24 protein-coding genes and 3 pseudogenes are annotated in these 24183 nt (G+C 61.9%); 12 read left to right on the forward strand and 15 right to left on the reverse strand.

Annotated features, from left to right (window positions below):
- Positions 1–36: 36 nt before the first annotated feature.
- A complete protein-coding gene (locus NKI18_RS10185; RefSeq protein WP_023677138.1) occupies positions 37–714 on the reverse strand; it encodes an MIP/aquaporin family protein in 678 nt (225 codons plus the stop codon).
- A 334-nt stretch (positions 715–1048) separates the two neighbouring features.
- On the opposite strand from NKI18_RS10185, the gene NKI18_RS10190 reads away from it, so the two are divergent.
- The 3 genes from NKI18_RS10190 to NKI18_RS10200 all read left to right on the forward strand — a co-directional run bounded on the left by NKI18_RS10190 (position 1049) and on the right by NKI18_RS10200 (position 3622).
- Positions 1049–2338, forward strand: coding sequence for an RsmB/NOP family class I SAM-dependent RNA methyltransferase (locus NKI18_RS10190; protein ID WP_352614847.1), 1290 nt, complete (start codon positions 1049–1051; stop codon positions 2336–2338).
- Between the two features lie 125 nt (positions 2339–2463).
- The gene (locus tag NKI18_RS10195) at positions 2464–2922 is read left to right on the forward strand and encodes a PaaI family thioesterase (RefSeq protein ID WP_023677140.1); all 459 of its coding nucleotides are present in this window, start codon (positions 2464–2466) and stop codon (positions 2920–2922) included.
- A 25-nt stretch (positions 2923–2947) separates the two neighbouring features.
- Positions 2948–3622: a 5'-methylthioadenosine/S-adenosylhomocysteine nucleosidase gene (locus NKI18_RS10200; protein ID WP_352614849.1), complete on the forward strand. Its 675-nt coding sequence runs from the start codon at positions 2948–2950 to the stop codon at positions 3620–3622.
- Here the strand turns inward: NKI18_RS10200 and NKI18_RS10205 are convergent.
- Positions 3594–3920, reverse strand: coding sequence for a hypothetical protein (locus tag NKI18_RS10205; protein WP_352614851.1), 327 nt, complete (start codon positions 3918–3920; stop codon positions 3594–3596). The two genes, NKI18_RS10200 and NKI18_RS10205, sit on opposite strands and share 29 nt — an antisense overlap.
- A 71-nt stretch (positions 3921–3991) precedes the next feature.
- Between NKI18_RS10205 and NKI18_RS10210 the strand changes: the two genes are divergently transcribed.
- Both NKI18_RS10210 and guaA read left to right on the forward strand, forming a co-directional pair.
- Positions 3992–4525, forward strand: coding sequence for a MarR family winged helix-turn-helix transcriptional regulator (locus NKI18_RS10210; protein ID WP_353019615.1), 534 nt, complete (start codon positions 3992–3994; stop codon positions 4523–4525).
- Positions 4526–4580: 55 nt separating this feature from the next.
- Complete coding sequence (gene guaA / locus NKI18_RS10215) at positions 4581–6143, forward strand: glutamine-hydrolyzing GMP synthase (RefSeq protein WP_352614855.1); 1563 nt, start codon at positions 4581–4583, stop codon at positions 6141–6143.
- 430 nt (positions 6144–6573) lie between these two features.
- Here guaA and NKI18_RS10220 read toward each other — a convergent pair.
- Positions 6574–6801 (reverse strand): annotated as a pseudogene (locus NKI18_RS10220) (hypothetical protein); the annotation flags it as partial.
- A complete protein-coding gene (locus NKI18_RS10225; protein ID WP_352614857.1) occupies positions 6797–7444 on the reverse strand; it encodes a TetR/AcrR family transcriptional regulator in 648 nt (215 codons plus the stop codon). The pseudogene NKI18_RS10220 and the gene NKI18_RS10225, both read right to left, overlap by 5 nt.
- A gap of 288 nt (positions 7445–7732) precedes the next feature.
- On the opposite strand from NKI18_RS10225, the gene NKI18_RS10230 reads away from it, so the two are divergent.
- Positions 7733–8626, forward strand: coding sequence for an NAD(P)/FAD-dependent oxidoreductase (locus NKI18_RS10230; RefSeq protein WP_352614859.1), 894 nt, complete (start codon positions 7733–7735; stop codon positions 8624–8626).
- A gap of 1048 nt (positions 8627–9674) precedes the next feature.
- On the opposite strand, the pseudogene NKI18_RS10235 reads toward NKI18_RS10230, so the two are convergent.
- From NKI18_RS10235 to NKI18_RS10255, 5 genes and pseudogenes are all read right to left on the reverse strand, one after another.
- A pseudogene (locus tag NKI18_RS10235) lies at positions 9675–9787 on the reverse strand (alpha/beta fold hydrolase); the annotation flags it as partial.
- A gap of 3 nt (positions 9788–9790) precedes the next feature.
- Positions 9791–10603 carry an SDR family NAD(P)-dependent oxidoreductase gene (locus NKI18_RS10240; RefSeq protein ID WP_352614861.1) on the reverse strand — a complete coding sequence of 271 codons (813 nt, stop codon included), beginning with the start codon at positions 10601–10603 and terminating at the stop codon, positions 9791–9793.
- A gap of 34 nt (positions 10604–10637) precedes the next feature.
- Positions 10638–11144, reverse strand: a complete 507-nt coding sequence (locus NKI18_RS10245; RefSeq protein ID WP_352614862.1) for an SRPBCC domain-containing protein — start codon at positions 11142–11144, stop codon at positions 10638–10640.
- 3 nt (positions 11145–11147) lie between these two features.
- Entirely contained in the window at positions 11148–11747 is a 600-nt protein-coding gene (locus NKI18_RS10250) for an NADPH-dependent F420 reductase (RefSeq protein WP_352614864.1), read from the reverse strand.
- A gap of 151 nt (positions 11748–11898) precedes the next feature.
- Positions 11899–12633 (reverse strand): SDR family NAD(P)-dependent oxidoreductase, encoded by a 735-nt coding sequence (locus NKI18_RS10255; protein WP_023676197.1) that lies wholly within the window; start codon positions 12631–12633, stop codon positions 11899–11901.
- Between the two features lie 268 nt (positions 12634–12901).
- Between NKI18_RS10255 and NKI18_RS10260 the strand changes: the two genes are divergently transcribed.
- The 3 genes and pseudogenes from NKI18_RS10260 to NKI18_RS10270 all read left to right on the forward strand — a co-directional run.
- A complete protein-coding gene (locus tag NKI18_RS10260; RefSeq protein WP_352614866.1) occupies positions 12902–13798 on the forward strand; it encodes a LysR family transcriptional regulator in 897 nt (298 codons plus the stop codon).
- 209 nt (positions 13799–14007) lie between these two features.
- Positions 14008–14595: an NAD(P)H-dependent oxidoreductase gene (locus NKI18_RS10265; RefSeq protein WP_352615283.1), complete on the forward strand. Its 588-nt coding sequence runs from the start codon at positions 14008–14010 to the stop codon at positions 14593–14595.
- A 107-nt stretch (positions 14596–14702) separates the two neighbouring features.
- Positions 14703–14869 (forward strand): annotated as a pseudogene (locus NKI18_RS10270) (GMP synthase (glutamine-hydrolyzing)); the annotation flags it as partial.
- 132 nt (positions 14870–15001) lie between these two features.
- Here the strand turns inward: NKI18_RS10270 and merBA are convergent.
- From merBA to NKI18_RS10285, 3 genes are all read right to left on the reverse strand, one after another.
- Positions 15002–17263, reverse strand: coding sequence for a bifunctional organomercurial lyase/mercury(II) reductase MerBA (merBA, locus tag NKI18_RS10275; protein WP_353019723.1), 2262 nt, complete (start codon positions 17261–17263; stop codon positions 15002–15004).
- A 258-nt stretch (positions 17264–17521) separates the two neighbouring features.
- Complete coding sequence (locus tag NKI18_RS10280) at positions 17522–17821, reverse strand: heavy-metal-associated domain-containing protein (protein WP_353019622.1); 300 nt, start codon at positions 17819–17821, stop codon at positions 17522–17524.
- A gap of 15 nt (positions 17822–17836) precedes the next feature.
- Complete coding sequence (locus tag NKI18_RS10285) at positions 17837–18253, reverse strand: mercuric transporter MerT family protein (protein WP_352614869.1); 417 nt, start codon at positions 18251–18253, stop codon at positions 17837–17839.
- Positions 18254–18335: 82 nt separating this feature from the next.
- Between NKI18_RS10285 and NKI18_RS10290 the strand changes: the two genes are divergently transcribed.
- The gene (locus NKI18_RS10290) at positions 18336–18758 is read left to right on the forward strand and encodes a MerR family transcriptional regulator (RefSeq protein ID WP_352614871.1); all 423 of its coding nucleotides are present in this window, start codon (positions 18336–18338) and stop codon (positions 18756–18758) included.
- Positions 18759–18782: 24 nt separating this feature from the next.
- Positions 18783–19199: a VOC family protein gene (locus tag NKI18_RS10295; RefSeq protein ID WP_352614872.1), complete on the forward strand. Its 417-nt coding sequence runs from the start codon at positions 18783–18785 to the stop codon at positions 19197–19199.
- Between the two features lie 310 nt (positions 19200–19509).
- Here NKI18_RS10295 and NKI18_RS10300 read toward each other — a convergent pair whose 3' ends face one another.
- From NKI18_RS10300 to NKI18_RS10310, 3 genes are all read right to left on the reverse strand, one after another.
- Complete coding sequence (locus NKI18_RS10300; RefSeq protein ID WP_352457593.1) at positions 19510–20055, reverse strand: dihydrofolate reductase family protein; 546 nt, start codon at positions 20053–20055, stop codon at positions 19510–19512.
- A gap of 102 nt (positions 20056–20157) precedes the next feature.
- Complete coding sequence (locus NKI18_RS10305; protein WP_352614874.1) at positions 20158–20793, reverse strand: dihydrofolate reductase family protein; 636 nt, start codon at positions 20791–20793, stop codon at positions 20158–20160.
- 315 nt (positions 20794–21108) lie between these two features.
- Positions 21109–23175 (reverse strand): N,N-dimethylformamidase beta subunit family domain-containing protein, encoded by a 2067-nt coding sequence (locus tag NKI18_RS10310; RefSeq protein ID WP_352614876.1) that lies wholly within the window; start codon positions 23173–23175, stop codon positions 21109–21111.
- Between the two features lie 199 nt (positions 23176–23374).
- On the opposite strand from NKI18_RS10310, the gene NKI18_RS10315 reads away from it, so the two are divergent.
- Positions 23375–24148, forward strand: coding sequence for an SDR family NAD(P)-dependent oxidoreductase (locus tag NKI18_RS10315; protein WP_352614877.1), 774 nt, complete (start codon positions 23375–23377; stop codon positions 24146–24148).
- Positions 24149–24183 lie beyond the last annotated feature (35 nt).

The raw sequence follows: 24183 nt of genomic DNA on the forward strand, positions 1-24183 counted from the left end.
CCTCGACCCGCGCCTTTTCATGAAGCCTTCGAAAAATCAGTCTTTCTCGAAGATACCGGCCTTGGCGACCACGCCGGCGATGGCGCCGCCGATCAGCGGCGCGACGATGAACAGCCACAGCTGGCCGATCGCCGCAGTTCCCGAAAACAGCGCCGGGCCGATCGAACGGGCCGGGTTGAGCGATGTGCCGGTCACCGGGATGATGGCGAAATGCAGTCCGGCCAGCGTCAGGCCGATGACCAGGCCGGCGAAGGCAGTGGTGTGCTTGGCGTTGGTGACGCCGAGGATCACCGTGACGAAGGTGAAGGTTCCGATCAGCTCCCACAGGAAGGCCGAGCTGACGCCCCATTTCGTCACGTCCCAGCCATTGGCGCCGAAGCCGCCGGTGTGGCCGCCGACCTGTCCGGAGACGATGATCCACAGCGCCAGCGACGCGATGATGGCGCCGATGACCTGCGCGATCCAGTAGGGAATGACATCCCTGGCCGGCATCCGCCCGGCGAGGAACACACCGAGCGTCACCGCCGGATTGAGGTGCGCGCCGGAAATCGGGCCGATCGCGTAAGCGGCCGCTATCAGGCCGATGCCGAACGCCAGACCGATACCTTCCTGGCCGAGCGGCAGCGCGCCGCCGAAGCCGCCCGTCACCACCGAAGCCGTGCCGATGAACACCAATAGAAACGTGCCTAGAACTTCCGCCAGATAAGTTTTCATTGCCCTCTCCTCGTATCGACCCGCGGCTCCGCTTTTTCTGCGACGCGAATCACTGCGCAAAGAGTATTCGCAACCGGAAAACTTGCAAAGCAGAGCAGTTGCGCAAGCCGCTATGCTTGTGAGCGCCGGACACGCACATTAGAGACTTGTAATATATTGATCGAATTGTTTGGTTCCGCATGCCGGCGCGGGGCGGCTCGCGATGCACCAATCCACATTCGTCACCCCTTGCATGGATTGTCTCGCCGTCGGCGAAACAGAACTGTTTCAATCAGGGCACGAAAAGCTCTAAGAGCAGGGCCGGAATTAATTTACTGAGTAATGGAAGACGACAATGAGACTGGGCGGGCGGCTGGCGGCAGCCATTGAAGTGCTTGACGACATTGGCCGGCGCCACCGGCCGGTGGCCGATGCGCTGAAGGACTGGGGCCTGTCGCACCGCTTCGCCGGTGGCGGCGACCGCGCCGCGATCGGCAACATCGTCTACGACGCGCTGCGCCGCAAGCGCTCGGCCGGCTGGCTGTTGGGCGAAGACACGCCGCGCGCCATCGGCTTCGGCGCGCTGCTGCTCGAATGGGGCCAGACGGCGCAGTCGCTGAACGAGGCGCTCGAGGGCGACAAGTTCGCGCCGCCGCTGCTTACCGCCGACGAATTGAAAACGCTCGGCGGTCGCCGGCTTGCCGATGCGCCGCCGGCCGTCAGGGCAGACATCCCCGACTGGTGCATGCCGCTGTTCGAACGGGCGTTTGGCACGGCCTGGGTGGAAGAGGGTGCCGCTCTCGCGACACGCCCGCCGCTCGACCTCAGGGTCAATACGCTGAAGGCCGATCGCGGCAAGGTGCTGGCCGAGTTGGCGGAGACCGGCGCCAAGCCTGCGCGGATCGCGCCGCACGGCATCCGCATCCCGCCGATCGAAGGCGACGGCAGGCACCCGAACGTGCAGGCCGAGCCGGCCTTCCAGAAAGGCTGGTTCGAAGTTCAGGACGAGGGCTCCCAGATTGCGGCCGAACTGGCCGGCGCCGAACCTGGAATGCAGGTGCTCGATTTTTGCGCCGGCGCCGGCGGCAAGACGCTGGCGCTGTCCGCGGCGATGGACAATCGCGGCCAGATCTTCGCCCACGACGCCGAGAAGGCCAGGCTGGCGCCGATCTTCGACCGCATCCGCCGCTCGGAAAACCGCAACGTGCAGATCGTCACCAAGCCGGCCGAACTCGCGCCGCTCGGCAAGCATATGGACATCGTCCTGATCGATGCGCCCTGCACCGGCAGCGGCACCTGGCGGCGCCGGCCGGATGCCAAATGGCGGCTGACGCAAAGACAGCTCGACGCCCGCAAGGGCGAGCAGGAGACGATACTCGATGCCGCCAGGGACTTCGTCAAACCCGGCGGCCTGCTGGTCTACATCACCTGTTCGGTGTTCGACGAGGAGAATGGCGACCAGGTTTCGGCCTTCCGGGACCGCCATCCCGGCTTTGTCCCGCTCGATCACCGCCAGCTTTGGGACAGCCGTTTTGCGGGCCACGAAGCGGCAATGCGGATAGGCGCTGCGGGCGGCATTTCGCTGTCGCCATTGCTGAGCGGCACCGACGGCTTTTACTTCTGCGCGCTGCGGTGGGCCGGCTGAATCGCTGCCATCGATATAGGGCTAAGCCGAATGCTGCAGTGCAGCATTTGCGATTGCCTGCCGCCCACCCCTCTGCGATAAATGCCTTTGCAATGAGATTTGCCGAGAAACAAAGGGCGACGGCCATGGCAGCAAAGATCGTTCCTGCTCCCGATTATGAGGACCGCGTCAGGACGTCCTTCGCGCGCCAGAACGCGATGATGACGATTGGCGCCGAGCTGACGCTGGTGACGCCCGGCATCATCGAGATCGAAATGCCCTATTCTGCGGCATTGACGCAGCAGCACGGCTTTCTCCATGCCGGCGTCATTTCGACGGCTCTCGACTCGGCCTGCGGCTATGCGGCCTTCTCGCTGATGCCGGAAAATTCCGGCGTGCTGACCATCGAGTTCAAGGTCAATCTGCTGGCGCCCGGCAGGGGCGAGCGCTTCCTGTTCCGCGGCTCGGTGACCAAGCCTGGCCGCACCATCATCGTCGCCGACGGACAAGCCTATGCGTTCGCCGTCGATGGCGAGGCCAAGCTGATTGCCACAATGACCGGAACGATGATGACAGTGCTCGGCCGCGACGGTATCGAGGGCTGAGGAGCGGGTAGGGGGATGGACGATCATGGCCGGCAAGACACCTGGTGAGCTCACCCCGATCTCCGGCAAGTCCGTTCTCTTCGTCATGGCGGCCGAGGCCGAATACGGTCCACACCTGCAGCGGCTGTTCACGCCGCTGCTGACCGGCGTCGGACCGGTCGAGGCCGGCGTCGGACTCAGCGCCGAACTATCCCGGCTGCATGCCGGGATGGCGCTGCCCGATCTCGTCGTGTCGCTCGGGTCGGCGGGCAGCCGGACGCTGGAGCAGACGGAAATCTACCAGGCCGTTTCGGTTGGCTACCGCGACATGGACGCCTCGCCCCTTGGGTTCGAGAAGGGCGCCACGCCGTTCCTCGATCTGCCTGTCAGCGTGCCGCTGCCGTTCAGGATACCAGGCGTCAGACAGGCGACGCTGTCGACCGGGGCGGCAATCGTCACCGGCGCCGCCTACGACGCGATCGCGGCCGACATGGTCGATATGGAGACCTTCGCCTGCCTGCGCGCCTGCCAGCTGTTCGACGTTCCGCTTATCGGCCTGCGCGGCATTTCCGACGGGGCGGCCGATCTGAGACACGTTGGCGACTGGACCGAATATCTGCACGTCATCGACGAGAAGCTGGCCGCGGCGGTGCAACTGCTGGAACAGGCGATCGCCTCCGGCGCGATCGACTTCAAGCTTGTTGGGGCGGCAGGTTCTTAGCGTTGCCGAACAGCACGCCGATCATCCTGAAGCGGACGGCGTTGTCGCGATTGATGTAAGTGACTGACCCGGGCTCGTGATCGAGGGTCCAGCGTCCGGTCGCGCCGGTGTCCCAGTCGGCGACATAACCGTCATCGAGCATCCACCAGCGCCCGCTTCGCGCCTCGCCATCGTCGAGCAGCATGTGCGCGGCACCCTCGCTTTCAAAATAGACGTAAGCCTCCTTGCCGTTTCGTTCCAACACATGGGTCATGCCCGGAATGAGCATTGCAAGGGTTTCCTTCTGAAGTGCTGCCATGATTTCCTCCTGAATTGAAGTCGCCGATTGCCTTGACCGGCATCGCCACTTACAGTGAACTAGTAGTCAAGATGCTTGACTATGTATCGGGCGAGAAGAATTTGGTCAAGGGCCTTGACGAAAAACCTGAAACGCTGCCGGATCACATAGGTTGGCGGCTGTGGCAGGCGAGCCGCGCCTGGCAGACCGAGTTCGCCGCTGCGATGCGCGCTGCCGGCCATCACTGGTTCACCGAAGCGCGTGCCGGCCTGCTTGGACACATCCCGCGCGGCGGCATGCGCCAGTCGGCGCTGATCGAGCGCTCGGCGACCTCAAAGCAGGCGATTCAGCAATTGCTCGATGGCCTGGAGACGGAAGGTGTGTTGCAGCGTCTGCCCGATCCGCAAGACGGTCGCGGCAAGCTTGTGCGCTACACCCGCAAGGGCCTGGACGCCCTGCGCGATGGCGACCGCATCAAGCTGCAGATCGAACGGAGCTATGTTGCCCGCCTTGGTCACGAGCGTTTCGCGGCGCTGATGGGCGCCTTGCGGTCACTCGATACAACGCAAACTGATGCATTGGACAAAGCCTCTGGCGTTCAGGACGACACACCGGAATCGAAGTGAAAGCGCGACCTCACAACCCATTGCGCCGACTCGTTTCTTTCTCTAAACGCTCGCCATGAAAACAGCCAATCATCCCGACACCGTCCTGATTGTCGATTTCGGCAGCCAGTTCACCCAGCTGATCGCCCGCCGCATCCGCGAGGCCGGCGTGTTTTCCGAGATCGTGCCCTTCCAGTCGGCCGAGGCGGCGTTCAAGCGCATCAATCCGAAGGCGGTGATCCTGTCCGGCGGCCCGGCCTCGACCGGCGACATCGGCAGCCCGCGCGCGCCGCAGATCGTCTTCGATGCCGGCGTGCCGGTGCTCGGCATCTGCTATGGCCAGATGGCGATGTGCGTGCAGATGGGCGGCGTCGCCGAAAGCTCCGACCACCGCGAATTCGGCCGCGCCTTCGTCGAGATCGCCGAGGACAGCCCGCTGTTCGAGGGCCTGTGGGCGCCCGGCCAGCGCCACCAGGTGTGGATGAGCCATGGCGACCGCGTCATCTCCCTGCCCAAGGGGTTCGAGGTGCTAGGAAAATCGGAGGGCTCGCCCTTCGCCATCTTCGGCAATGTCGAGCGCAAAATGTACGGCCTCATGTTCCACCCCGAAGTGGTGCATACGCCGGACGGCGCCAGGCTGCTCCGCAACTTCGTCCACAACATCGCCGGCATCGAAGGCGACTGGACGATGCGCGCCTACCGCGAGCACGCGGTCGAGACGATCCGCAAGCAGGTCGGCAAGGGCAAGGTGATCTGCGCGCTGTCGGGCGGCGTCGATTCCTCGGTCGCGGCCTTGCTGATCCATGAGGCGGTCGGCGACCAACTCACCTGCATCCTTGTCGATCACGGTCTGATGCGCAAGGACGAGGCATCAGGCGTGGTGGAGATGTTTCGCCAGCACTACAATCTGCCGCTGATCCTGGTCGACGCTGCGGACCGTTTCATCGGCGCGCTCGAGGGCGAGTCGGACCCCGAGAAGAAGCGCAAGACCATCGGGCGGCTGTTCATCGAAGTGTTCGAGGAGGAGGCCGAGAAGCTCGGCGGCGCCGATTTCCTGGCACAAGGCACCCTCTATCCCGACGTCATCGAAAGCGTCTCTTTCAGCGGCGGCCCGTCGGTGACCATCAAGTCGCATCACAATGTCGGCGGCCTGCCCGAGCGTATGAACATGCAGCTGGTCGAGCCGCTGCGCGAATTGTTCAAGGACGAGGTGAGGGCGCTCGGCAAGGAGCTCGGCCTGCCCGACAGCTTCATTGGCCGGCATCCGTTCCCCGGTCCCGGTCTCGCCATCCGCTGTCCGGGCGGCATCACCCGCGAAAAGCTGGAGATCCTGCGCGAGGCCGACGCCATCTATCTCGACGAGATCCGCAAGGCCGGCCTCTACGACGCCATCTGGCAGGCCTTCGCCGTGCTGCTGCCGGTGCAGACCGTCGGCGTGATGGGCGACGGCCGCACCTACGAATTCGTCTGCGCGCTGCGCGCCGTCACCTCGGTCGACGGCATGACGGCCGACTTCTACCATTACGACATGGCATTCCTGGGAGCAGCCGCCACCCGCATCATCAACGAGGTACGCGGCATCAACCGCGTCGTCTACGACGTGACGAGCAAACCGCCGGGCACCATCGAGTGGGAGTGAGGGAAACGGCGATGATAGGCGGCTCTAGCGTAGTATTTCGCAGAAAATACAATGATTTGCGGGCAGGGCAGACTGCTAGCCAGGGCACATTATCAATGGAATTGACAAATCTATCAAGTCATTGAAATCGTTAAGTTTATCGGAGCGCCTGGCGCGGCTCGCAGCTTGTAGCAGATCACTCTGACGGTACTTTTGACGGTGCTTTTCGTATCCGACAGAGCATTCTAAAAAGTACCGTCATTCCTTTTTTAGGGTTTGACGGTACTTTTCTGTGTGTCAACGCTTTGAAATATATAACTGAAATTGCCCGAAGCATGACATTTCCGCGCTGACGGTACTTTAGTTATCGACATACATAGTTTCAGCTTTGGCTGCGGTACCGATCGATGTTCCGGGACCCGATAGCATATCGTCGGATGGCACCGTCGCATCACCTATCAAATGTTGTCCCGACTGCTGCCGGATCTGCGATGGAGAGAAGCGTCGACCGCATCCAGGCGGGAGCTTGGACCGCGGTAGATGCGAGCGTCTTTTTATCGTTGGGAGAAAGATGAGGTGCCGCGATCTGTGCAAGCTCGGCCGCGCGCGCCGGCCCAATATGACGAAGCGCCTGGACGACGGTCCCGGCCAAGCTGCCCGGAGCAATCAAATGCTTATCCGCCCGCGTGGTCGTTGCCACCGTGCGCGGCGATGAACATGGCGACGGCCGACCGGCAATAGGATTCGATTTCGTTGTCGTCCTCTGCTCTCGCCTCATCGAAGCGTGCGATAATCAGGAGATCGGATCCTTTGAAAAGCGCGGCAAACAAGCGGGCGGACCGGAGAGGATCGGGCACGTTCAGAACCGCCTTCGCGTGCAACTGACGCAACAGGGCCTCGATTTGGGCGATGACATGGGCGGGGCCGGCTTCGTAATGGAGCTTGCTTAGCGACTTTTGATTCGTCTTGTCGGCCATGATCATGGCTTCGACACTGCGGACGTCCGAGCTCAACAGCGTGCGAAGCAGGGATGATCCCACCGCCATGAGCTGATCTTCGGCCGCACCGTCGACGCCTTCAAAAAGGGCCTGTGGTGCAAACTGATGGCAGCGGGTCGCGATGGCCGCGCTGAACAGCGCCTCCTTGTTCTCGAAGTGCCGATAGATGCTGAGCTTGGATATCTTCGCCCGCTGGGCGACCTTGTCCAATGTCGTCGCTTGAAAACCCAATTCCACAAAGAGTTCGCACGCGGCGTCGACTATCGTTTGGCCAAGCGCCTCGTTGGCGGGCCGGCCGCGCCGGCCCTGGCTGTTTACGGTCACGACAATTCCAGTACTTGACAGTATCCTAATTCGTGCATTACGATACCATGTAGTATCGGAAATGTGCAAGCCAGTGGGTAGGTTTCAACCTGTTGTCCAAATCAAGTTTCCCCGGGCCGCCCGGCGATATCGAATGCGGCATTGTCCGGCCGGTCAACACAGTGATGGGCGACTTTCTCGCAGAGGCCGAAGCCCTGCTAGCTGCCCGTCTCGAGCGCGTATCCCTGGACGATATTGCGCGCCAGGCCCAGCCCAACCCCCTCCATCCACGACACGGAGCCCATCACCATGGATGACGTCATCATCATCGGCGGCAGCTTTGCCGGTCTCGCCGGCGCCCTGCAGCTCGGCCGTGCCCGCCGCAAGGTCACCGTTCTCGATACCGGCCTGCCGCGCAACCGCTTCGCCGGCCATTCGCATGGTCTGCTCGGCCACGATCACAAGCCACCGCTGGACATCCTGGCCGAGGCGCGGCAGCAGCTGGCGCGCTATCCCACGATCAGGCTGGTCAATGCCCGGGCCGACAGCGTCTCCGGCGCCATCGACGATTTCTCCGTCCTCACTGGCGATGGCGAAAGCCTTGCGGCGCGCCGCCTGATCCTGAGCTATGGCGTCGCCGACCAGATGCCTGATGTTCCGGGCTTTGCCGAAGGCTGGGGCACGTCCATCGTGCCCTGCCCCTATTGCGACGGCTTTGAAGTCGCCGACCAGCATTGGGGCCTCGTCTGGTCCGGCCCGCAGTCGCACAATCATGTCAGGCTGTTCCACGATTGGACCGACACGTTGACGCTCTTCGCCGATGGTCACGACATTCCGCCCGATATCCGGGCCGATCTCGCGCGCCGCAACATACCTGTCGTCGATGGCCGGATCATCGAGATCGCCCATCGCGGGGGCCATATCGCCACCGTCAATCTCGATACCGGACGCAATGTCGCGGTCGACATCCTGTTCGCGCATCCGCGCAACAAGCCGTCCGCAAGCCTGCATGAATCACTGGGCCTCGCCACGGTCGATACGCCCCTCGGCATCGCCCTCAAGGTCGACGAGCGCCGCGAAACCAGCATGCCCGGCATCTACGCCGCCGGCGACCTCGCCAACCCCCTCATGCCCTCGGTCACCACGGCATCATCGCACGGCGCGATGGCGGGCATCTTCTCCCAGCAGTCGATGCTGGTTTGAGAGCACAGATTCCCTTCTCCGGTTGCCGCGGGCTATCATATTCTGAAGGTTGCGGGCCGGTGCCACGGAACGCGGGCCCCCTCTCCCCTGAGGGGCGTCTTTGGCCGGTCAGCCGTCTCGAAGGGGCAGTTGAGCAAAACGATTCCTAGGCTCAGGCCGGTCCGCAAACGGTCCCAAAAGACCCACAGGCTATTCAACCTCCCCCGGCCCCCTCCCGGGAAGAAGTTCAGCAAGTGAGGGCGCGACATTGCACCTTGAACCGTGCTGTCGCGCCCTCGGAGGGAGTGGGTCTTGAGGTGTCCAGTTTATACTGCCGGGAGTGTCCAGTTTGCACTGCCAGCGGTATCCAGTTCACCCACAAACGGAGAGGGATGGCGCTTGGATGACGCTGCCGCGGCGGGTCGCGTTGTGGCGCGCTGTGCTATGAAAGTTGGTGACGGTACTTTCTTCGTTCGCTGTGAAACCCACCTGAGTTGCCCAAAGTGGGTCCGGAAAGGCGATCGACTTCGATAGATGCCGAAACCGCACAAAAAATTTTCGTGCTATTTTTCCCTTTGAAATCAAGACTGTAACGTTTTGACGGCCCATGGGTCGGCTTCTTGCGCGGCAACGAATAAAAAACTAGCTATATCAATGGCCTAACTAGATTTAGAACAATCGAGTGGGAGTGAGGGGCGTACGGTAGAGTAGGTTGGAGTACTGTCGGATATATTCGGAAATTGTTGGTCAATGATAGGAGGCGATAGTTCGCGGGCGATTCCGCAAGAACAAGCAGCCGTTTTGCAGGTCGGCGATAGACCTTCGATTATGTGTAGAGATGCTCAAAGGGATCGATACACCGCGCCGTTCACAGCACATGCTTTGGATTGGGATTGGAGCGCCGATCCAATTCCTCGGACAATAGACATCATGTTCCGTGGATTTGTATCATGGTCTAAGCCCCGGGGCGGGACCAACGAGACGAGCGCATGGCCGCCGAGCACAGCGGGGACGGCGCCGTAGCTGAATACGTTCTCGTGCCTCGCATAGTTTCAGAGTGCTCCCGCAATGCGTGGATCGTGCGCATGCCGTGCGGCAGATCCCTGTAGACTTAAGCGTGCCATGCTTCAGCAGCTTGGCCGACAGCGGACCCGAGTTGGCGAACGGAACAATTTGGTCGTCCTGCTACGCGACGAAGCGGACCACGCCACCATCCACCCGCAAAGCCGCGCCGGTGGTCGCCGAAGCCTGCTCCGAGCATGTGTAGATGATCATGTTGGCCACCTCATCGGTGGTCGCGAAGCGGTGGATGAGGCTCGTCGGACGCATCGCCTGCAGGAAGCCCTGCTCGGCTTCGTGCTGCGTGATTCCATTTGCGTCAGCCTGTTTCGCCATGAAGTTGCCCAGGATCTCAGAGCGGGTAGGTCCCGGCAGGACGGCGTTGACGGTGACGCCCGTGCCCGCGACCGCCTCGGCAAGCCCGCGTGAAACCGCGAGTTGAGCGGTCTTGGTCATGCCATAGTCGAGCATTTCCTTAGGGATGTTGACTGCGGATTCGCTACTTATGAACACGACGCGGCCCCAGCCTTTCGCCACCATCCGCGGCAGGTAATGACGGCTCACGCGCACGCCACTCATTACGTTCAACTGGAAGAGGTCAAGCCAGTCCTCATCGGGGATATTTGCGATATCCTCGACGCCGTTGTAGCTCCGGATGTGTGCTGTACCGACGTTGTTCACAAGGATATCGGCGTCCGGCGCATGCGCGATCAAGGCTTTTGCCCCCTCCGCTGTCGCAAGATCAGCGGCGATACCCGAGATGTCGCTGCCGGGGAAGGCCTGCCGCATCTGCCGCACCGCCTCATCGACCCGAGCGTTTCCACGGCCGTTGACGACGACCGATGCACCGGCACGCGCCAACCCCTCCGCCGTCGCGCGGCCGATACCGGCGGTGGATCCGGTAACAATGGCCTTGCGGCCTTTGAGTTCGATATTCATCTCATTCATCTCCAAAATTAAATAGGAAGCGCAATCAATCCACTGTCGTCTTCGCTGTTTCCGCCTCCGCTGCGTGGGCGAGGCTTTCGACCCAGTCCTGGTGATACCGGTAGAGTGCGCCGGGATGTTTGCGCCCGAGCTCATCGAGGAAGAAGGGGCCCTGCTGCGTTTCCTCGGTCAGCACATGGCAGCCATGGTCCGTAGGCGTGATGACCCAGCCATGGTATGCGCTTGACCCGGTCTCGTCGCCATCAACTGTCGTCGCCCATGCGAGCCTGCGAAGGGGCTCGCATTCCGTCACGACCAGACTCATCGGAAATCCAACCGTCACACGGCTGTATCGCGTTCCGAGCGTCAGTTCCGGCTCCCCCGTCAGAATCTTGACCTGATCCTCGGCGGGAAAGTAGCTCGACCAATTCTCGGCTTCGACGAGCAGCTTCCAGACCGCTTCAGGCGGCGCCTTCACGTCAATGTCGTTGAGTGCGTAGATGGCCGACGTTTTCGGATCATATCGCTCGGGCCAGGTCACATGGTCGTACATCGATTACTGCTCCTTCTTGAACAAATCCTGGAAGATGAGCTGGCCCCAAGTGCGGCCGCGCGCGTGCACCAGCGCGCCACCCTCGTTGAGCTTTCCCAGCTTGACGGGTGCGAACCCAAGTTGTTTGGCCAAGGCCGCCACGGGAGCGGTCGCGTCCTCGTCGTCGCTCGACAGAAAGACGACACGGTGCCCGCCCTCGACGATCGGATCGGCAGCCAGGGTGGCCGCAACCAGATGATTGAACCCTTTGACGAGCTTGGCGCCGGTGAACGCCTTCGCGACGAAGGCGGAGGACGGGAGACCGTCCAGCTCTTCAGGGACTGGAAACGCGTTCATCGCGTCGATGACTGTCTTGCCTTCCCAGCTCGGCAGAGCCTTCGCAACTTCGCGGTGCTCTCCGAACGGGACTGCCAAGATGATTGTGTCGGCCTCGAGTGCATCCCGCAGCGACTTGGCGACGACCGTGGGTCCAATCGCCCGAGCTTGCGGCGCCAACGCCTCGGGCGGCCGGCGGCTCGCGACGGCCACGTCGATGTTTTTACGGGCGAAGGCGCGGGCGAGGGCCTGGCCTATCTTACCGAATCCTACAATTGCGTAGCTCATAATGCTTCTCCGATCCGTGTTGGTATTGATTTCCCCGGCCTTCAACGGCGCTGGGTTATTCGTTCCGCTGTGTGGCGAACTTTGCGTGGTCGTTCCACCATGGACACGCTAGTTCCCGCCGGTCAGCCGCTTCCCGCGATCCGGCGCGATTTCAGATGGCCGAGAAGCCGCCATCGACAGACAACTCGACCCCATTCACGAAGCTCGAATCGTCGGAAGCAAGAAACAGCGCGGCCGTCGCAATTTCCTCGGGACGCCCCATCTTTCCCCGCGGGATCAGGGATTCGAACATCTGCTTCGCCTCCTCGGTGAGGACTTGGTCCTGCATCGGCGTGGCGATCGGCCCCGGGTGCAGCACGTTCACCCGGATATTCCTGCCCTTGAGTTCGTTGAGCCACCCGCGTGCGAATGCGTGCAGCGCCGCCTTGCTCGCCGCATACACGCTGTAACCAGGAAAACCTTTCACCGAAGCAACTGACCCGGTCATGAAGATCGATCCGCCATCGTTGAACAGCGGCAACGCCTTCTGAACCGTAAACAGCGTGCCGCGCGTATTCAGGCCGAAGGCCGCATCGAAGTGCTGCTCGGTAATCTCGCCCAGTGGGACGGCTTCGCCCGTGCCGGCGCTCGCGTACAGGACGTCGATCCTGCCCTTTTCCCGCTTGACTGTATCGAACAGGCGGTCGAGGTCGTCGAGATTGGCCGCGTCGCCGCGCACGCCGGTCACGTTCCGGCCGATCAGCTTGACGGCCTCGTCCAGCGCCTCCTGTCTCCGGCCCGTGATGAAAACATAGGCGCCTTCTTCAACGAACCGCTTGGCGCTCGCCAGCGCCATGCCGCTCGATCCACCCGTGATGACTGCAACCTTACCCTCAAGCTTTCCCATGACTTCTCCTTTCGTGGTGTCGGGACAGCATCTGCCTCCGAGAACCTCGAAATGGGTCCGCCGGCGTCAGTTGTTGAGTGCGGAAGCGCGCACATCGGTGGTGCGAAATCGATCCGGCTGGACGACTGACGCCAGCCGCGACGATCGGCGTCCGCCGTTCGGAATTGAGCCGCGCTCGTCGACATAGGCTATGATGACCGCCCGTACTGCTGTTCGATGTGTTAGATACGGGCTTTGGAAGGCGCACCGCGCGGTGCGGGATTGCACCATGATCGACTGGGATGACGTTCGCTACTTTCTTGCTGTCGCGCGCGGAGGCTCAGTGCGGGCCGCCGCCGAGCGCCTCGGGGTGAATCACTCGACCGTGCTGCGACGTGTCGCCCAGCTCGAGGAACGCCTCGGGGTGCACATGTTCGAAAAGCTGCCTTCGGGCTACCGCCTGACGACTGCGGGCGAGGAGGTCCTCGAGTTCGCGGACCAGATGGAAGTGTCGTCGCACCTGCTGGAGACGCGCGTCTTCGGGCGCGACCAGAGCGTGCGCGGGCTTCTGCGGGTGACGCTGGCACCGCCCCTCGCGACACACCTGCTCATGCCGGACTTCGCCGATTTCGCGCGTCTGCATCCGGACATCGAGATGGAAATCTTGTCGTCCGGCGAGCTGGCAAATCTGACCAACCGAGAGGCCGACGTCGCGATCCGCGTCGTCTACGATCGCAAAACCCTGCCGCTCAATCTTCATGGTCTGAAGGGACCGGAGGTGTTCGGCGGCGTCTATATGTCCTGTGATCGACTAGCCGCGTGGCGTGCGGGCGCGCCTGATCCCATCCGGTGGATCGTCATAAGCATTCATGGAATTCCGGAATGGGCCAGCGAGGGTGAGGTTCGCACCACGGGGGTTCCCTTCAGGACCACGGACGCCGAGGCGCAGATCGTTGCTGTACGGCAAGGGCTCGGGATCACGACACTGCCCTGCTTCGTCGGCGATGCCGACCCCCTGCTGGTGAGGGTGCCGGGCACCGACCTGCACATGTACGGAACGCTCTGGCTTCTCACACAGGGGGAGACACGCAAGACGAAGCGCGTGCGGCTCTTCACGGAGTTCGTATCCCACAGGCTCGCCGCGTACGCGCCGCTTCTCGCGGGGCTGTCCATATCGCGCGACTGACGCCTGGCAGGTCGCCGATGGCGCTGTCTCGAGCGTACCGCTGTAGAAGGGCCATTCTCGGCGTTGAAAGACAATTGCTCTTTGAAGACTGTGGCGCGTACAGCTATTTCGAAATCCCATGATTGGTATGAGAAGCTTTGCCCGAGCACCGCGCCGCACGAATGATGACGCGCAGCGCAACCAAATTAGGGAGGATTCAAAATATTAGTATGCGATGTTTGATTGTCACGGCTCATCCACTCAATCCAAGCCTTTGCCAAACGCTTTCGAACGCAGCTATCGACACCCTGGTGGATGCGAAGCACCAGTGCCGACATGTTGATCTGTATCGATCTGGCTTCTTCCCGGCTCTTACACCGGCGGAGCGCGCGAGCTACTATTCCGGATTCAAGACCACAGAGGTAGCTAAAGAGATTGAGGATCTTCTCTGGGCCGAGACTATCGTCTTGATTTTTCCCACGTGGTGGTTCGGACCTCCAGCTATATTGAAGGGCTGGTTCGACAGGGTATGGGTGCCTGGTATTGCATACGATCACGCAGCCGATCTTGGTGCCATACAACCGCGACTTCGCCAGTTAAGGAAGGTGGTTGCAATAACAACTTTGGGCTCACCTTGGTGGGTCGATTGGCTGATCCTCAGGCGGCCAGTGCGGCGTGTTCTCAAGACAGCTATTCTGAATACCTGTGCTCCTCAAGCCTCGCTTACGTTCCTTTCATTTTACAAGGTTGAAAGTCTGCCTAAGCAAGGTGTCGATGCTGCGATAAATCGCATTAGATCAATGCTACAGCGTCTATAGCTAAGCCCGTCACAATGCTCCTTTTCTTTGAAGGGCGCACGTAGAGCAATGCCCGCGGGGACAGCGCGGCTCGTGACCGCTGCCCTTATCGGTATGTACGCGCATACGCGCCGAAAGCGTCACCATCGGTAGATGGCAGCACCGCGGATATCTACCGTCACGACATGGCATTCCTGGGCGCCGCCGCCACCGGCATCATCACGAGGTGCGCGGCATCAACCGCGTCATCTATGACGTGACGAGCAAACCGCCAGGCACCATCGAGTGGGAATGAGGGGGAGTACTGTGGAGTAGCTTAGGACAAAGCAGAGTACCAAAGGCGACATTGTCCCAGCGATAATAGTCGATAGTCGTCGCATCATTGCGAACCGCACCTCAATTGACGATATCCTGCGTCGTCGCGGGTTTACCCAGCACAGCATGACAACTTCGCCACGTCCTTGGCAAAGCCGAGTGCTGCCAGTTTCAGACCTTCGACCGTGGTGAGATACGGAAAGATCGTATCGGCGAGGTCGTCGACAGTGAGGCCTTGCCGGATCGCCAGCGCGGCAGTCTGAATGCTGTCGGCGCCCTCGGGCGCCAGGATGTGCGCGCCGAGCAGTCGGCCGTTGCCACTATCCGCGACGAGCTTGATGAGCCCCCGCGTGTCGCGGGCGGCAAGGGCGCGGGGCACTTGGTTGAGATCGATGGTCGACATGCGGATGGCATGTCCGGCGGTTCGTGCCGCGGCCTCGGTCAGACCGACGCTCGCCACCTGCGGATCGGTGAACACAACGGCTGGCATGGCGCTATTGTCATAGCGCAGGCTGTCGCCGTTGAGCGCATTCTTGGCGGCGAGCTTCGCGCCGTAGGCGGCCATGTAGACGAACTGGTCCCGGCCGATGACGTCGCCGGCCGCATAGACGCCCGCCCTGGCCGTGCGCATGCGGTCGTCGACGACGATGCCGCCCTTCGGGGAGAGAGCAATGCCGTGCTCGGCAAGCCCAAGACCTTCGACATTTGGTGCGCGCCCGGTGCTGACGAGTACCTGATCAGCATCGATCACCACGTCCTGACCGTCGCGGGTGACGGTCAGTGAAACACCGTCCCCTGTCTTGCGGATCTCGCGATAGGCAATGCCCGAGATGATCGTGATCCCTTCGTCGCGGAAGTATCCCGTAAGCGCCGCGCCAATCTCGGGCTCGGCCTCGGGAAGCAAGCGGGACCGGCACACGAGCGTCACCTTGACACCGGCGCGAGCGAACATCTGGGCGAGCTCGGCGCCGATGTAGCCGCCGCCGATGACGAGCAACGATCGCGGCAGCTTCTCGAGATCGAGCGCGCTTGTGCTGGTGAGATACGGCACGGACTCGATGCCAGCGATGGCGGGCACGGCGGGCCGTGCACCGGTCGCGATGATGATCTTGCCGGCTGCGACGCGTGCGCCATTCACCTCGACTCCGCCGTCGACGAGACGCGCCGACCCTTCCCGATAGGCGATGCGGTTGTAGGCCGGGAGCAGGTCCGCGTACTTGGCCTGGCGTAGTTGGGAGACGAGTGCATCCTTTTGGTGAATGGTTTCCCGCCAGTTGGCCAATTGGGCCTCGGCCGTGATGCCGGCGAAGCGTGCCGTCACGCGGGCGTTGTGCAGTGTCTCGGCGGCGCGGATCAAGGTCTTTGACGGCACGCAGCCAATATTGACGCAGGTGCCGCCGATGGTGCCGCTGCCGATGAGCGCCACTTGTGCGCCTTGATCGGCGGCCGTGATCGCGGCGGAGAAGCCGGCCGAGCCCGCGCCGATCACGAGAAGATCATAAGCGCCGTTGCGGCCGTTGGCGCGGACGGAGCCGTTCGCGACGGCCGCGCTCTTGGGTGCCGGATCAGTCGGCGGTCGCGGCGCTCTATCGAGACCAGCGAGGCTTGGTCCGAAGAGTGCACGGCCGGCCTCGAGCCCTTCCTCGATCGACAGCCGAAAGCCGGGTTCGTCGGCAGAACGTTCGCGGCGCCAGGCAGAAAGATGATCATCCGAGCAGAAGAAGGCGGTCGTCGCGCACAACGAATTTGCGGCGCATGCACCTTCATAACGGACGCTTTGCCACATAGCGGCCGTCGTCGGCTCGATATCAGCCAGTGCTCGCCCCCGATGCTGCGTAACGATACGGATTGGCGCACCGCAATGACGACAGCGCGAGGCGATCGAGATGTCACGATCGGTCATGGCACCGATGCCGAGGGCGTCGACCGCACACATGGCGTTGACAATGTACCCGTCCAACGTCACCCGATGCCCGGTCTCCCGGTCGCTGAAGGGATAGGCGCCGACGATGCGCCCGCCTTCGAGAACAACCATGTCGCGCCGGCGGAGTTCTTCCAGCTGAGACCAGATTGTGGGCTCATTCAACCCTGTGCGCTCTGCAAGCGTGGCTGGGACGGGCGCTCGCCCGTCTTCGACGTAAAGCTGAAGCAGGGCAACGCGGATGCGGTCCGTGATGGGATCGTAGCCGCTCCAACGATGGAACACATGATCGGAGCCGGCCATGGCCTGCAGTGCGTCCCTGACCGCTGGTGATGAGACGACCGACCAGTCGGGAAATGTCACGGCCTGCCGTATGACAAACGCCGGCAGTGTCGCGGATGCGGATGGTCGGCGCTCGGCCGGCGACGAGGGTGATGTGCAGCAGTCGTTCATGGCCTCGTGTCCTCCTCGTGAGTCTTTAGCTCGCAGCCGGTGGGTTTTGCCGGTCGATGATGGTGGCGCCATACAACGAGAGCCAAACCCGCAATGATGATTAGCGGAATTGCGGCCAGACCCGCGCCCGCCATCCATGCACCAAAGCCGGCCAAAGGCAGGACGGCGGCGAGCAACGGCGCCGCACAGCAGATCGCCGCGAGGATACTACCGACCAGGCCAGTAGCGATGAGTGTGCGGTCGCTCAAGTGGGACCTTTCAATTTGCGCTCGCGACATGGGATGGATAGCCGGCCTTCGTCGTCGCCGCGATCAGCGCGGTTTCGTTGGCGACTGTGTCGTCAAACGTGACGGTGGCCATGAAGTCGGCCATTTGATCCGCTTGACGGGTCTCCACCTTCTTGACGCCCTTCACGCGCAGTAGTGATTGTTTCACGATCGGGGGGCAGAGCACGCAGTCCGCGTTTTTCACATCGAGAACGACGGTCTTGTCTGCTGCCAGGGCCGGCCAAGACATTAGAACTGCGATGAGGGCGACGATGCCGGGAGGCATGCGCATGGATATCTCCTTGGTTCACAGGAACAGGGCGGCGATTCGCGGGAAGCCGACGGCGATCAGGACGAGAACGAGCGCCGTCCACAGACCGATTTTGGCGAGGCGGCTTGAAGAAGGGCTGGCACAGTAGGACCCTTCGGCGCAGGCGATCTTCGGCCTGCGGTAGACCATGTGGAAGCCATAGCCGAGGCACGCTGCGGCGATCGCAGCAAATAGCGGCTGATAGGGTTCAAGAGCCGTTAGGTTGCCAATCCACGCTCCGCTGACCCCAAGTGTGAACAGGGCAAAAGGTACGACGCAGCACGAGGCCGCGCCAAGCGCAGCGAGAATGCCGCCGGCGGCGGCCAAGCGCTGACGCCCAAGCTTGCCACGCTTCAGCGCTGGTGCGCCTACCGCAGGCGCCGTATCTGCTGCTCCGGATCGCAGTGCAGGCATGGCTGTCCTCTTCCTTGCCAAAATCCTCATTGCCCCATAAGGTACGGTCTGTAGTCACTACAGGGTCAACAGGGCTTTTGCGATGCGCGATCACGCCGTGGTGAAGGGCATGCAGCGGGCGGAGCTCGCCCGGCGGACCGGCAGCAATCTGGAGACGGTGCGTTACTACGAGAAAGTTGGACTTCTAGCCGAGCCGCCGCGCACGGCAGCCGGCTATCGCAGCTACGACATCGCGTATGAGCGGCGCCTTCGCTTCGTCTTGCGTGCCCGCGAGCTCGGCTTCTCGCTAGAGGAAATCCGTGGGTTGCTGCGCCTCGTCGACGAGCGTGACCAGCCTTGCGCTGAAGCAAGGGACGTTGCTGCTGTCCATCTCGCGGATATTCGGGCGAAGATCGCCGACCTCAAGCGCATGGAACGAGTGCTGAAGGACGTGGTGGCGCAATGCGGCGACGGCACGCTGCCAGAGTGCCCGCTCATCGAAACTTTATTTGGCAAGGCTGCGTGAACTCGCGGTTGCGAGCGAGGTGACATGTCGAAGGGCGTGATGGAACTGGCACAAACCGTCAGATCGATGCGGCCGATGGTGCCAGCCAAAACTTTTGAGATCAGCAAGCGGTTCAATATTGACCTTGGTTTCAAGCCCCGACTGCTGACCGACAATCTCATCGAGATGCGCCTCGGCGCATACGCCTTCATTCTCCAGGACCACTACGTCCGGCAATGGGCCGATAACTTCGTGATGCACATATCCGTCTCTGACTTGAGCTTGTGGTGGGATCACATTGTGTCGCTCGACCTTCCGTCTCGATACGGGGTCAAGAGTCCGCGCGCGCCACAGTTGGAAGACTGGGGCGTCGTCGCGAACGTGATCGATCCGTCGGGTGTGCTCTGGAGAATCGCCGAGGACGTATCCTCAAAGCTTAGCGAAACGATACGCCTCTCTTGATGTGCTCCTGTCGTTGATAGCTTCGTGACGGTCTTTTTTGGAGTTGCAGGCGTCGATCCCTCGGCGGCTGTCAGCGAAAAAATCGACCGATTGATGCCGATAGTCGTCGAAATCGAGCAAATTCCGAATTGTCGAAATTCCCCTTTAATTTCAAGAGCGCGATTTTCTGACGGATCGGGGATACGGTTCTTTAGGATGCGCGGAAAAAATTTGCGCTGAAAAATCAGCGCGTTATCATCACTTAGAACAATCGAGTGGGAATGAGCTCAAATTCGGTCCGACGGACGTTAGGGTGTCGGGTGGGTTGTGATCAGGCGGGAACGTACGTCAACCTGATCGCGTCCTCGCCAACCCGGTCGCTGGCCACGAGACGCAGCGGTGGCCGGGGGCCGGCGAAGAATGGCTTGCCGCGACCAAGCACGATAGGACGGAAGTAGAGCCGGTACTCATCGATAAGGCCAAGCTCGGTCAGACTACCCGCAAGCTCCGGTCCGGCGACTTCGATCTCGCCCTCGTGTTCGGCTTTAAGCGCCCTAACGAACCCTTTGAGATCGTCGTCCACCAGCGTGGCGTTCGGCCCGACCGACTTCAGGGTGCGAGAGACGACCCATTTCGGCTGCGCCCGCCAGGCCGCCGCAAAGTCGCGCCCGACCTGGTCCTGTCCCGGCTGATCCTCGTCCCAATAGCGCATTACCTCGTACATGCGCCGGCCGTAGAGGCTCCCGGCGATCCCGCGCACATGGGCGTTGAAGTGGCGATGGAGCGCCTCGCCCGGCATCGGCAGCCCGGGCCCGCCCTCGGCGCCAGCGACATAGCCGTCGAGCGACTGCATCATTCCGAACACAAGCTTCGCCATGCACAGGCTCCTATCGATCGACGACGATCCGAAGGGATCGCATTCATTTATACCTCGCCCTCACTTCGTCGGTTCGTTGGTTGCACACATTCTCTGACGTGTTCACGTTGGCCGGTAAATCTGCGCCACCGCGCCCCCCGGGAAGGCTTTCGAGCTCACCAGCTTGAGAGACATCGGCGCGACCAGTTCGGAGAACAGCGGCAGGCCTTTGCCCAGCGCCACGGGGGCCACCGTCAGGGCGAGCTGGTCGACCAGTCCTTGGGCGACGAGACTGCGGGCGAAGCTCACTCCGCCGTGGGCGATGATCGGCTTGCCCTCTTGGGCTTTCAACTTCGCGACTTCCTCCGCCAAGTCACCGCTCGCCACATAGGCCTCCGCCCAACTTTCACCACCGGGCTGCAACTTCGCCGGCTGTCCGGTTCCCGCGTTGACGGCGCGACCCTCATCGAGCGCCGCCGACTTGTTCACCTCCCTCAGGATCTCCGGTCCCCGTCGTGAGAAGACGGCCTTGGGGATCTGGTTCATCGGCGCCGCGAACTGGTCGCAGGAGATCGGCCACCAGGCGGCCATGTCACGGAAGCTGCGGCTGCCCATGATGTGCAGGCTCGAGTTCCATATGAACTCTACGCCCCAGGCCTTCGCCTCTTGATCGGCGCCGAACATCCATGTGTTTCGGCCATCCAGGTCACTCACGAAGCCGTCGATCGATATGGACATCTTCAAGATCAGGTCTCTCATCGCTTCTTCCTTGCGCTGGTGAGACCCAAGGACGGGCCAGATCGGTCAGTTCCGACAATTCGTTGCAGGATAGTCCGACAACGCTCGCGCGCCGCCGAAGAAGGGATACCGAGCTTCCTTGCCTAGTCGGCGAGGGTGTCGTTGATGCCGCGCCAAATTCTGGTTCAGCGCCGTTTGTCAAAGCAGCGCACCTGAAGGTTGCGGCTGAGGCAACTGCCGTCCGCCAGGTGGCGAGAGGCATGTGAGACGAAGCCGGTGCACGCCGACTGATTTGATTCCCAAAACCGGATACGGGTCTTTCCGTAACGGCGCCAATCAGCTTATCCATTTTTCTCGGCCGGGTTCTCCTTTCGTGGCACCGAGGCGGGTAAGCAGATTGAGCGTGATCCTGCCGACATCGTTCATGGCGCCTGCGGCTGGCAGCGCGCCGCACCAGGCAACCGAACTTGCGGAAAAGATCAAGCCGCCTGCTGCGAGCTTTCGCAGGGTCATTTCGGCGCAGCGGCGGGCGATGCGTTGCGTATCCCCGCCCTCATACCAGCGCGTCGGATCCTGGAAGAAGCTGTCGGGAAATCCCGTCGCACGCGCGATCACGACGGTGTCACCGGGAGTGCCGAGGGCTGGGTCCGTCGCATCCACTTCGTAGCCCGCGGCACCGCCCAGCACGATGCCGTCGGTGCCGAAGGTCGCATTTTCAACGCCTTCGAACAGCCATGCGCATCCTGCTTCATGGCTTTCCTCAGTGCGCGTGAAGGGGCGTGCGCCATCGAAACCCATCAATGAGATTGCACCGCCGATCAGCGAGAATTCGCCTCGGCCGCGGCAACGGAGATAGCCGCCTGGTTCGTTGGTGATCGACAGCGCCTGTTCGGCGACCGGGCCGTCCCAGGTGCGGCCGGCCTCCAGCGGCGAGCGCCGCAACTCCATCAGATCGTCCTTGAAAGCCACAGTGGCAGCAAAGCCGTTTCCGCCGAGATAGGCGATGCTGCCGCCTTCGGCTACAAACTGCCGCAGCGCCTGCTCCATCTCGATCGACATATATTCGGGATGACTGCCGGTGACGACGGCTTGATGTCGACGCAAACCGTCTATGCCGCATTCGTGCAAATCGTGATCGGTCATGACGTCAAACACGATTCCATTGTCGTGGCAGAATCGGAGGAAATGCAGATCGACCGGCAAATTGTGTGGGCAGCCGCAGAGCGGATAATCGTAATCGTCCCTGAGCGTCACTTTCGGCTTTTTGTAGGAGCAAATGGAAACACCGCTAAAGTCGGAATGGTAGTCGTAAAGGGATTTCAGATTGTTGGCGATCGCGAAGCGATGTCCGCGGTCGTCGCCTTTCCATTCATAAAGATGATCCGGGAGACATTCGTCCGCATAAGCGAGATAGGTCGCCGTCGGCACGAGATACAACAGCGGCGACGAAACCTGTGAAGAGGTGACGAAGAACACCACGCGTTCGTAGCCACCCTCCCATTCGACCTGGAACGCGTAGACGCCTGGGTGTGCGTTTTCAGGGATCGTCGTTTGGTGCGATGCCGGCCACTCAAGCGGGCCGATGTCGTCGTCGTGGCAATGGATAGCGTCGTAGTGCGACGGCACCAAGCGAGGCTCGAAGCTCGATCCGTCCCAGCGTGCCGAAGTCACGCAGAAGGCTGGCTGATTGATCACGTCGAGGAGCAACGGATCTGCTCCGCTCGACGACAGGATCGGCTGCGTTGGTAACAGCGTCGGGAAATTCCAGGCAACAGTCCCGTGTGGGGTGTCGAGCCGGATCGCAGCAAATTTCGCGTTGAGGGTAGGTTCGTGGTTGGTGGCACTTGCGCCGAAATGGATGCCGTGCGCCTGGAGGTTCCGCGCCGGGCCGCCAAAACCTTCATGGAGTTCGTAAGGCGCGAGAAGATCATGAGATTTGATGCGCAGACGCGATTGTTCCTGCCGCAGGTCCAACTCGACAGTGAGCCACACACCAGTTGGCGCCTTCTTCTCGACAGGGGTTTCGCCGCCGATTTCCACGACAAATGCGCCGTCGCGGAGGCGCAGCCCGAGGGCGCCTGCCTCCAGGATCGTGCGCGCACCTTCGTTGCGCGTGAGGAACAGCTCGAAACGTATGCCGTGGACGGCTTGTACTTTGGCCAGTTCGCCGGCTCGCACGAACAGGAACGACCCCTGGTCGAAATGCCGATGCCGTGCTTCACCTATCGTTTCGATGGGCCAGGCGAGAAATTCCGGAACCGGCTTGTCGAGCCGGCAAATTCGTGTGGCCTTTATCGGCCGATCGCATGACAGGCTGAGCTTGATCCGCTGGCCTGCTTTGGCACTCCAGGGGGTTGTATAGCCGACCACGCTCATCGCGTCGTGGTCTACTGCGCGCTTCATCTATCCCCTCCCGATGAACTCCAGATGGGCTGGGGCGAACCGCGTAGACCGGTCCGATGTCGGCCAAAGCGCTGCCGCTCTGACGAGCAAAGTTCCGCATGGCGCACTACAGCCATGATGTACATGCTTGTATAGATAAGCTGCATTCGGATAGTCTCGACGCGATCGGTCCAAGCGCGACATTACCAAGGAGGATGACATGCGCAACGCATCTCTCTTCGATCTGTCAGGCAGGAAGGCGCTTGTAACCGGCGCAAGCCGTGGCATCGGGCGCAGCATCGCCGAGGCGCTCAGCGCGGCCGGCGCCGACGTCGCGGTCACGGCGCGCAGCGTGGCCTCGCTCGAGAAGACGATGGCGGCCATCCGCACCGCCGGCGGGGTCGCACACGCCATCGCCCTGGACGTCACCGATGTCGACCGCTGCCTGGCGGCGACAGCCGAGGCCGGCAGCCTGCTCGGAGGTCTCGATATTCTCGTCAACAATGCGGGGGTGGAAGAGGTCCGGCCTTCACTCGATGTCGACGAGGCCTTGTGGGACAGGATTGTCGATACGAATCTCAAAGGCGCCTTCTTCTGCGCCCAAGCCGCCGCGCGGCAGATGAGAGACGCCGGACGGCCCGGCGTCATTATCAATCTCTGCTCGCTGACCTCCGAGGTCGGGATTCCCACGGCGGTGCCGTACGGCTCGTCGAAATCAGGCCTCCTCGGCATGACGCGGGCGCTTGCGGCGGAGTGGGCCGATCTCGGGATCCGGGTCAACGCCATTGCGCCTGGCTATTTCAGGACAGCGATGACAGACGTGTTCTACAGCAACGAGGCATGGCAGCAATCGATGCTCGCCAAGATTCCGCAGCGCCGTTTTGGTGATCTCTCGGACCTGCACGGAATCGCGGTGTTCCTCGCTTCGGATGCGGCAGCCTACATAACCGGCCAGTCCATTCCCGTGGATGGAGGCTTTCTCGCATCGATTTGAAGGCTTCAGGGGCCGGAGACGTGTCCCAGAAGTGA

The sequence above is a fragment of the Mesorhizobium sp. M0800 genome (assembly GCF_040320095.1).
Classification (GTDB): Bacteria; Pseudomonadota; Alphaproteobacteria; order Rhizobiales; family Rhizobiaceae; genus Mesorhizobium.

What these genes read in the sequence shown, in the direction of transcription:
- NKI18_RS10185 (WP_023677138.1), bottom strand. Translation starts at nt 714, where the DNA reads ATGAAAACTTATCTGGCGGAAGTTCTAGGCACGTTTCTATTGGTGTTC.
- NKI18_RS10190 (WP_352614847.1), top strand. Translation starts at nt 1,049, where the DNA reads ATGAGACTGGGCGGGCGGCTGGCGGCAGCCATTGAAGTGCTTGACGAC.
- NKI18_RS10195 (WP_023677140.1), top strand. Translation starts at nt 2,464, where the DNA reads ATGGCAGCAAAGATCGTTCCTGCTCCCGATTATGAGGACCGCGTCAGG.
- NKI18_RS10200 (WP_352614849.1), top strand. Translation starts at nt 2,948, where the DNA reads ATGGCCGGCAAGACACCTGGTGAGCTCACCCCGATCTCCGGCAAGTCC.
- NKI18_RS10205 (WP_352614851.1), bottom strand. Translation starts at nt 3,920, where the DNA reads ATGGCAGCACTTCAGAAGGAAACCCTTGCAATGCTCATTCCGGGCATG.
- NKI18_RS10210 (WP_353019615.1), top strand. Translation starts at nt 3,992, where the DNA reads ATGCTTGACTATGTATCGGGCGAGAAGAATTTGGTCAAGGGCCTTGAC.
- guaA (WP_352614855.1), top strand. Translation starts at nt 4,581, where the DNA reads ATGAAAACAGCCAATCATCCCGACACCGTCCTGATTGTCGATTTCGGC.
- NKI18_RS10230 (WP_352614859.1), top strand. Translation starts at nt 7,733, where the DNA reads ATGGATGACGTCATCATCATCGGCGGCAGCTTTGCCGGTCTCGCCGGC.
- NKI18_RS10240 (WP_352614861.1), bottom strand. Translation starts at nt 10,603, where the DNA reads ATGAATATCGAACTCAAAGGCCGCAAGGCCATTGTTACCGGATCCACC.
- NKI18_RS10245 (WP_352614862.1), bottom strand. Translation starts at nt 11,144, where the DNA reads ATGTACGACCATGTGACCTGGCCCGAGCGATATGATCCGAAAACGTCG.
- NKI18_RS10250 (WP_352614864.1), bottom strand. Translation starts at nt 11,747, where the DNA reads ATGAGCTACGCAATTGTAGGATTCGGTAAGATAGGCCAGGCCCTCGCC.
- NKI18_RS10255 (WP_023676197.1), bottom strand. Translation starts at nt 12,633, where the DNA reads ATGGGAAAGCTTGAGGGTAAGGTTGCAGTCATCACGGGTGGATCGAGC.
- NKI18_RS10260 (WP_352614866.1), top strand. Translation starts at nt 12,902, where the DNA reads ATGATCGACTGGGATGACGTTCGCTACTTTCTTGCTGTCGCGCGCGGA.
- NKI18_RS10265 (WP_352615283.1), top strand. Translation starts at nt 14,008, where the DNA reads ATGCGATGTTTGATTGTCACGGCTCATCCACTCAATCCAAGCCTTTGC.
- merBA (WP_353019723.1), bottom strand. Translation starts at nt 17,263, where the DNA reads ATGAACGACTGCTGCACATCACCCTCGTCGCCGGCCGAGCGCCGACCA.
- NKI18_RS10280 (WP_353019622.1), bottom strand. Translation starts at nt 17,821, where the DNA reads ATGCGCATGCCTCCCGGCATCGTCGCCCTCATCGCAGTTCTAATGTCT.
- NKI18_RS10285 (WP_352614869.1), bottom strand. Translation starts at nt 18,253, where the DNA reads ATGCCTGCACTGCGATCCGGAGCAGCAGATACGGCGCCTGCGGTAGGC.
- NKI18_RS10290 (WP_352614871.1), top strand. Translation starts at nt 18,336, where the DNA reads ATGCGCGATCACGCCGTGGTGAAGGGCATGCAGCGGGCGGAGCTCGCC.
- NKI18_RS10295 (WP_352614872.1), top strand. Translation starts at nt 18,783, where the DNA reads ATGTCGAAGGGCGTGATGGAACTGGCACAAACCGTCAGATCGATGCGG.
- NKI18_RS10300 (WP_352457593.1), bottom strand. Translation starts at nt 20,055, where the DNA reads ATGGCGAAGCTTGTGTTCGGAATGATGCAGTCGCTCGACGGCTATGTC.
- NKI18_RS10305 (WP_352614874.1), bottom strand. Translation starts at nt 20,793, where the DNA reads ATGAGAGACCTGATCTTGAAGATGTCCATATCGATCGACGGCTTCGTG.
- NKI18_RS10310 (WP_352614876.1), bottom strand. Translation starts at nt 23,175, where the DNA reads ATGAAGCGCGCAGTAGACCACGACGCGATGAGCGTGGTCGGCTATACA.
- NKI18_RS10315 (WP_352614877.1), top strand. Translation starts at nt 23,375, where the DNA reads ATGCGCAACGCATCTCTCTTCGATCTGTCAGGCAGGAAGGCGCTTGTA.